6 protein-coding genes are annotated in these 6638 nt (G+C 42.8%); 4 read left to right on the top strand and 2 right to left on the bottom strand.

The window, feature by feature from the left end; genetic code table 11:
- Both GKR71_RS03165 and apbC read right to left on the bottom strand, forming a co-directional pair.
- Positions 1 to 520: LemA family protein (locus tag GKR71_RS03165; protein WP_154633935.1), on the bottom strand; the 520-nt coding region annotated here is incomplete at its 3' end.
- Positions 521 to 738: 218 nt separating this feature from the next.
- Positions 739 to 1851 carry an iron-sulfur cluster carrier protein ApbC gene (gene apbC, locus GKR71_RS03160; RefSeq protein ID WP_006662269.1) on the bottom strand — a complete coding sequence of 371 codons (1113 nt, stop codon included), beginning with the start codon at positions 1849 to 1851 and terminating at the stop codon, positions 739 to 741.
- A 238-nt stretch (positions 1852 to 2089) separates the two neighbouring features.
- Here apbC and metG point away from each other — a divergent pair, with 238 nt between their 5' ends.
- The 4 genes from metG to cdd all read left to right on the top strand — a co-directional run bounded on the left by metG (position 2090) and on the right by cdd (position 6524).
- Positions 2090 to 4117 (top strand): methionine--tRNA ligase, encoded by a 2028-nt coding sequence (gene metG / locus GKR71_RS03155; protein WP_154609422.1) that lies wholly within the window; start codon positions 2090 to 2092, stop codon positions 4115 to 4117.
- Positions 4118 to 4285: 168 nt separating this feature from the next.
- Complete coding sequence (locus tag GKR71_RS03150; RefSeq protein ID WP_036949689.1) at positions 4286 to 4753, top strand: CidA/LrgA family protein; 468 nt, start codon at positions 4286 to 4288, stop codon at positions 4751 to 4753.
- Positions 4753 to 5448, top strand: a complete 696-nt coding sequence (locus GKR71_RS03145) for a CidB/LrgB family autolysis modulator (RefSeq protein ID WP_036949690.1) — start codon at positions 4753 to 4755, stop codon at positions 5446 to 5448. The genes GKR71_RS03150 and GKR71_RS03145 overlap by 1 nt, the downstream gene beginning before the upstream one ends.
- Positions 5449 to 5627: 179 nt before the next feature.
- Positions 5628 to 6524: a cytidine deaminase gene (gene cdd / locus GKR71_RS03140; protein ID WP_154599911.1), complete on the top strand. Its 897-nt coding sequence runs from the start codon at positions 5628 to 5630 to the stop codon at positions 6522 to 6524.
- Positions 6525 to 6638: the final 114 nt, after the last annotated feature.

Raw genomic sequence — 6638 nt, 5'->3', positions numbered from 1 at the left:
CAGCTTCGTCTAAACGCCAATATTCTTTATTGATTTTCAAGCTAGGAATAATGCCAACAATTAATGCAGCAGGCATAGAAGCGATGTACGCATTATACGTTTCTAATGAACGGTTATAACCACGTTTAGCAAAAGAGAGCTTGTTTTCAGAAGAAACAATCTCTTCTTGTAAATTTGCCATAATTGCATCAGATTTTAGCTCTGGATAAGCTTCAACCGCTACATTGATAGCACCACTACTGACCATTTTAGAAAGTGCATCTTCCGCTTCTCGGGCTTTATCCCCCGTCGCATTTTGTGCTTGGCTTCTCAGCTCGGTAATTTTAGTGAAGACTTCTGTTTCATGGCTTAAATATTTTTTGACTGTCGCCAGTAAACTATCAAATACTTTACCGCGGCGATCTAATTGAATAGAGATCTCCGTTTCGCTAGAAACAACAGCTTCACGTAGTGCAACGATGCGGTTATAAAAATAAATAACAATCAGCACTAATACGACAATAAAAATTAAAAATTTCATAATCACCTTTTAGGCATTCGCCAGCGGAATAAAGACTGAATTTTCTATATCGTTAATTTTCAGGCCAGGGAATTCATTTATGTGACATTCTACGCAGCCTACAACAATAAAGGAACAGTCTGAGAAGAAATCAGAACAATCAAAGAATCGGATTTTATGGCAATAAAAAAGGCTACTTAGTCATTACTGACCAAATAGCCTTTATCGATACCATTTAATTACACGGCGCGGAAAGAGATTTCCGTCGGGATCTTATCCCCTTCCCAATACATCAATGCAGAGATGTTAGACGCAATTTCGCGATAGATATCGGCGAACTCGCCTTCAGGGTCGCGCATTACGGTCGGCTGACCACGGTCTAAATCTTCACGTAATGAAATATGCAGCGGAACCTGACCTAGCAGTTTGGTATTATATTTTTCGGCCAGTTTTTCTGCACCACCGGTACCGAAAATAGGCTCCACATGACCACAGTTACTGCAAATATGCGCACTCATGTTTTCAACAACACCCAGCACTGGTACGTTCACTTTTTTGAACATGACAATCCCTTTCATCGCATCCACTAAAGCAATATCTTGCGGCGTGGTCACAACGACTGCGCCTGTCACTGGAATATTTTGTGATAGCGTCAGTTGGATATCACCCGTTCCTGGTGGCATATCGATAACGAGATAGTCCAGATCTGGCCATAGCGTATCTTGCAGCATCTGCATCAAAGCTTTACTCGCCATAGGGCCACGCCATACCATCGCGTTGTCGTCAGTGACTAAGTAACCAATAGAGTTAGTGGCTAAGCCATACGCCATAATCGGTGCCATGTGCTGACCATCTGGAGACGTTGGTCGCTCCAGTGTAGTACCCAGCATATTCGGAATTGAAGGACCATAGATATCCGCGTCGAGGATACCGACTTTTGCGCCTTCTTGTGCCAATGCTAACGCTAAGTTCACGGAAGTACTGGATTTACCCACACCACCTTTACCTGAACTCACCGCTAGAATATTACGCACTCCGTTGATGCCCGGTAAATCGTTGGCACGTTTCAAAGTAGTAATATCATGGCGTAATTTCCATTCTACGGCGTGAGCACCCGTCAATTGCTTTAATTCAGCCGTTTTTTCGCTGATCAGCGTTTGGAATGGGCCTTTCCAGACAAATGGCATAACTAATTCGACATGCAACACATTGTCCAACAGTGCACAACGATGCAATGCTTTGATTGAAATCAGATTGCGCTTGAGAGTTGGGTGTGTAAATGAAGCCAAAACAGTGGAGACTTGTTCAGTCAGCAGTTCTGGTTTGTTCTGCTCGGGGGATTTATCGTTCATCCCGGCTCCTTTATTTTCTTTTTTGTAACTACACATTTTTGACTACGTTGCATGATAGCAGAGAACGAAAAAAATAGTGACCGCCAAGCGAATGAAAAACCACAAACAGTAAAAATTTGTTTCCACCTAGCGTTTTTTCCTAATAATTGCCGATTAATATTTTATTGCCCTAGCGACATTTTTATTGATCGGTTAACATCAAAGACCCTTTATTAATAATGGAAGTAAGAAAGTTACTATGTCTCAAGTCGCGAATAAATTACTGGTAACCTGTGCGTTACCATATGCTAACGGTTCAATCCATCTCGGTCATATTCTGGAGCACATTCAGGCTGATATTTGGGTCCGTTATCAGCGAATGCGCGGCAAAGAGGTTCATTTCATCTGTGCTGACGACGCGCACGGAACACCGATCATGTTAAAAGCTCAGCAATTATGTATTACGCCTGAAGAAATGATCGCTGCAATGAACCAAGAGCATCAGGACGATTTTGCAGGCTTCCAGATTAGCTACGATAACTACCACTCAACCCATAGCGAAGAGAACAAACAGTTATCCGAACTGATTTACGGCAAATTAAAAAGTAATGGTTTTATTAAAAGCAAAACCATTTCACAGCTTTACGATCCAGAAAAAGGCATGTTCCTGCCAGACCGTTTCGTCAAAGGTACTTGCCCGAAATGTAAAGCGGAAGACCAATACGGCGATAACTGTGAAGTTTGTAGCGCAACCTATAGCCCAACTGACCTGATCAACCCACGCTCAGTGGTTTCAGGCGCAACGCCAGTTATCCGTGAAACTGAACATTTTTTCTTTGATTTACCTGCATTTAGCGACATGCTGCAAGCATGGACTCGCTCTGGCGCACTGCAAGAGCAAGTGGCTAACAAAATGCAAGAATGGTTTGAATCTGGCTTACAACAGTGGGATATCACCCGTGATTCCCCGTATTTCGGCTTTGAAATTCCAGATGCTCCGGGTAAATATTTCTACGTTTGGCTGGATGCGCCAATCGGCTATATGGGCTCGTTTAAAAACCTGTGCGACAAACGCAGCGATTTAAACTTTGATGAATTTTGGAACAAAGATTCCAAAGCGGATCTTTACCACTTTATTGGCAAAGATATCGTCTATTTCCACAGCCTATTCTGGCCAGCCATGTTAGAAGGCAGCAACTACCGTAAACCAACTAACCTGTTTGTTCACGGTTATGTCACCGTTAATGGTGCAAAAATGTCTAAATCTCGCGGCACATTTATTACCGCTCGAGCATATTTAGATCATTTCGATGCTGACTGCCTACGTTATTACTATGCAGCCAAACTCTCTTCACGCATCGACGATATCGACTTGAATTTAGAAGATTTTGTACAGCGTGTGAACAGCGATATCGTTAACAAAGTGGTGAATTTAGCTTCACGTAACGCAGGTTTTATTGCTAAACGTTTTGCTGGAAAATTATCCGCAAACTTAGCGGAACCAGCGCTATACCAACAATTTGTTGATGCGGCAAAAGTGATCGGTGACGATTTCACTAATCGTGAATACGGTAAAGCCGTGCGTGAAATTATGGCATTAGCGGATATTGCAAACCGCTATGTGGATGAGAAAGCACCTTGGGTCATTGCGAAACAAGAAGGTAAAGACCAAGAGCTGCAAGATATCTGCTCGATGGGTATCAACTTATTCCGAGTATTAATGACTTACTTGAAACCAATTCTGCCAAGCTTAACCAAGCGCGTGGAAGAGTTCCTGAAAGTTGAATTAACGTGGGATTCCATCAACACGCCATTACTGAACCACGACGTAGCGCCATTTAAAGCGTTATTTAGCCGTATTGAATTAGCAAAAGCAGAAGCGATGGTAGAAGCCTCCAAACAAAGTGCTCAACCAGTTAAGCAGTTGACCGGCCCTCTGGCGGATGACCCAATTCAAGAGACCATCACATTCGATGATTTCGCTAAAATTGACTTACGCATTGCGCTAATCAAACAAGCAGACTTCGTTGAAGGCTCAGATAAGCTACTGAAGTTACAGTTAGATATCGGCGGTGAAACTCGCCAAGTATTCTCTGGTATCCGTAGCGCTTATCCAGATCCAAAAGTCTTGGAAGGTCGTTTAACCGTGATGGTGGCAAACCTTGCTCCGCGTAAAATGCGCTTTGGTATCTCCGAAGGTATGGTGATGGCAGCAGGTCCTGGTGGTAAAGACATTTACCTACTGAGCCCAGATAATGGCGCACAACCAGGTATGCAGGTTAAATAAGCCATTGATTGTCGCTCTGAAAATTGAGCAACAAACTTAGCCAATATCAGTACAAAACGGAGCCACTTTAGTGAGCTCCGTTTTTTTATGGGTTTTTATTTGTGATCTCTGGCACAATTTTCAAGTTAATTGTATGATGAATGCCTGTCGAGTAATAGGACAAGTCCCATGTCATTAAAACAAGTATTGAACACCGGATGGCAATATTTGCGAGCCTTCGCAATACTTTACCTCTGCCTGATCATCGGAAATGTGATTTCCAAACTGCTTCCTTTTTCCATTCCCGGCAGTATTGTCGGAATGTTGCTGCTGTTTGTTTTGCTAGCATTACAGATAATCCCTGCTCACTGGGCAAAACCTGGATGTAGCATCCTGCTGAAAAACATGACGATTTTATTCGTTCCCATCGGTGTGGGGATTATGAATTATTATGATTTACTCAGCCAACAGATGATCCCAATTGTCGTCTCTTGTATTGCCAGCACGCTCATTGTCATGATTGTTGTCGCGGTCAGCTCAAACTATATCCATAAAGAACGCCCAATCGTGGGTGTGAAGCCTGATGAAGTTCCTCTTCCTCCTGAAGAACCCATTTCTTCAACCATCGATAATGATAAAACCAAGGGGAAAGAGTGATGTTAGAACATATTTGGTGGTCACTACCATTAACTATCGTTGTTTTCTACTTGGCAAGAGCGCTGTCGATCAAGTGCAAATTGCCCATTCTGAATCCATTATTGTTAACTATCGCGATCATTATTCCGCTGCTGATCCTGACGAATACCTCTTATGAGCACTATTTTGCGGGCAGTAAAATACTCAATGATTTATTGCAGCCGGCCGTCGTCGCCCTCGCCTTTCCGCTCTACGAGCAAATGCACCAGATTAGAGCACAGTGGAAATCCCTATTTAGTATCTGTTTTGCTGGCAGTATTGTGGCGATGTTTACGGGAGCAACTATTGCACTGTGGCTAGGGGCAACACCGGATATTGCAGGTTCAATATTACCTAAATCAGTGACGACGCCGATAGCGATGGCTGTCGCCGATTCAGTCGGAGGCATCCCAGCAATTAGTGCCGCTTGCGTACTTTTTGTCGGGATTTTAGGGGCGATGTTCGGTCATAGCCTATTTGATGTTTTGCGTATTCGCACCCATGCATCACGAGGCTTGGCGATGGGTACCGCTTCTCACGCTTTGGGAACTGCGCGTTGTGCGGAAGTTAACTATATTGAAGGGGCTTACAGTTCATTAGCGTTAATGACCTGCGGGGTGATCACCTCGTTAATTGCGCCTTTTATCTTCCCTGTTATTCTTCACTTATTTAGCTAAACTAAATCAATAAGAGAGGTTATTTACCTCTCTTATGCAAATTTCAGTGTAAAAACTTGAGATACATCTCTCATTTAATGAATTTGTTTCATTGATTGCATTCATGAAGTGATCGCGATCACATCCAATCACCCTATTAATTGAATAGAATGAAAACAATTAAATAGGGAGGGTTACTCATGCATTCAAGATTCAAGGCCGCTTGGGCCGAACTTCCAGAAAAGTTACAGTCTGTCCTAAAGCCTATTATGGACAAACCCGATTTCTCAGCTATGTTGACCGCTGAGCAAGTTAAGCATATTAAAGCTGAGAGTGGATGCACGGACAGCGAACTCGCTTTTTCATTATTACCTTTCGCAGCGGCTTACGCTGTCACACCAATTTCTCGCTTTAATGTAGGCGCAATCGCTTGCGGGATCAGCGGTAATCTCTATTTCGGCGCAAATATGGAATTTAACCATGTTTCTATTGGTCAAACTATCCATGCTGAACAATGTGCCATTACCCATGCGTGGCTAAAAGGCGAAAAGCAATTAACCTCTATTACCGTCAACTACACGCCTTGCGGTCACTGCCGACAGTTTATGAATGAGCTGCGTGAAGGCGGTAAGATCATGGTGCATTTACCAAAACGCCAAGCAGCTACACTTCATGATTATTTACCTGATTCATTCGGTCCATCGGATCTGAATATCACCACATTGCTGCTCGACAATGTTAACCATGGTTATCAAAACCAAAGTCGCGATAGATTGTTATCTGCTGCGATTGAAGCTGCGAACCAATCTCACGCACCATACAGCGAATCTCACTCCGGTATTGCTGTGCAGTTAAAAGATGGCTCTCTGTTTACAGGTCGTTACGCTGAAAATGCTGCGTTCAACCCAAGCTTACCACCATTACAAGCTGCGCTAATTATGGTGAATTTAGCGGGTAAAGATATTCATGCCATCGAACAAGCTGTGTTAGTGGAAAAACAAGATGCAACGGTACAGCAGTGGTGTACAACAGAAAATACCTTGCACGCGTTAGGTTGCCCAAAAGTGGAACGCATTTATTTGGATGAGTCCATTTAAACGTTATTTCATTTAAACCATATTTAATTGAAAACAAATTAAATATTCAAAATTAAGACGGTGGTTATTGTGAGTTTATCAACTTCAATAACCGCCGTTTTTTATTAAAACGTT

Origin of the sequence: Providencia sp. wls1922 (genome assembly GCF_009706505.1) — a bacterium.
Lineage (GTDB): Bacteria > Pseudomonadota > Gammaproteobacteria > Enterobacterales > Enterobacteriaceae > Providencia > Providencia lanzhouensis.
This window is presented reverse-complemented; position numbering and strand designations above follow the sequence as displayed.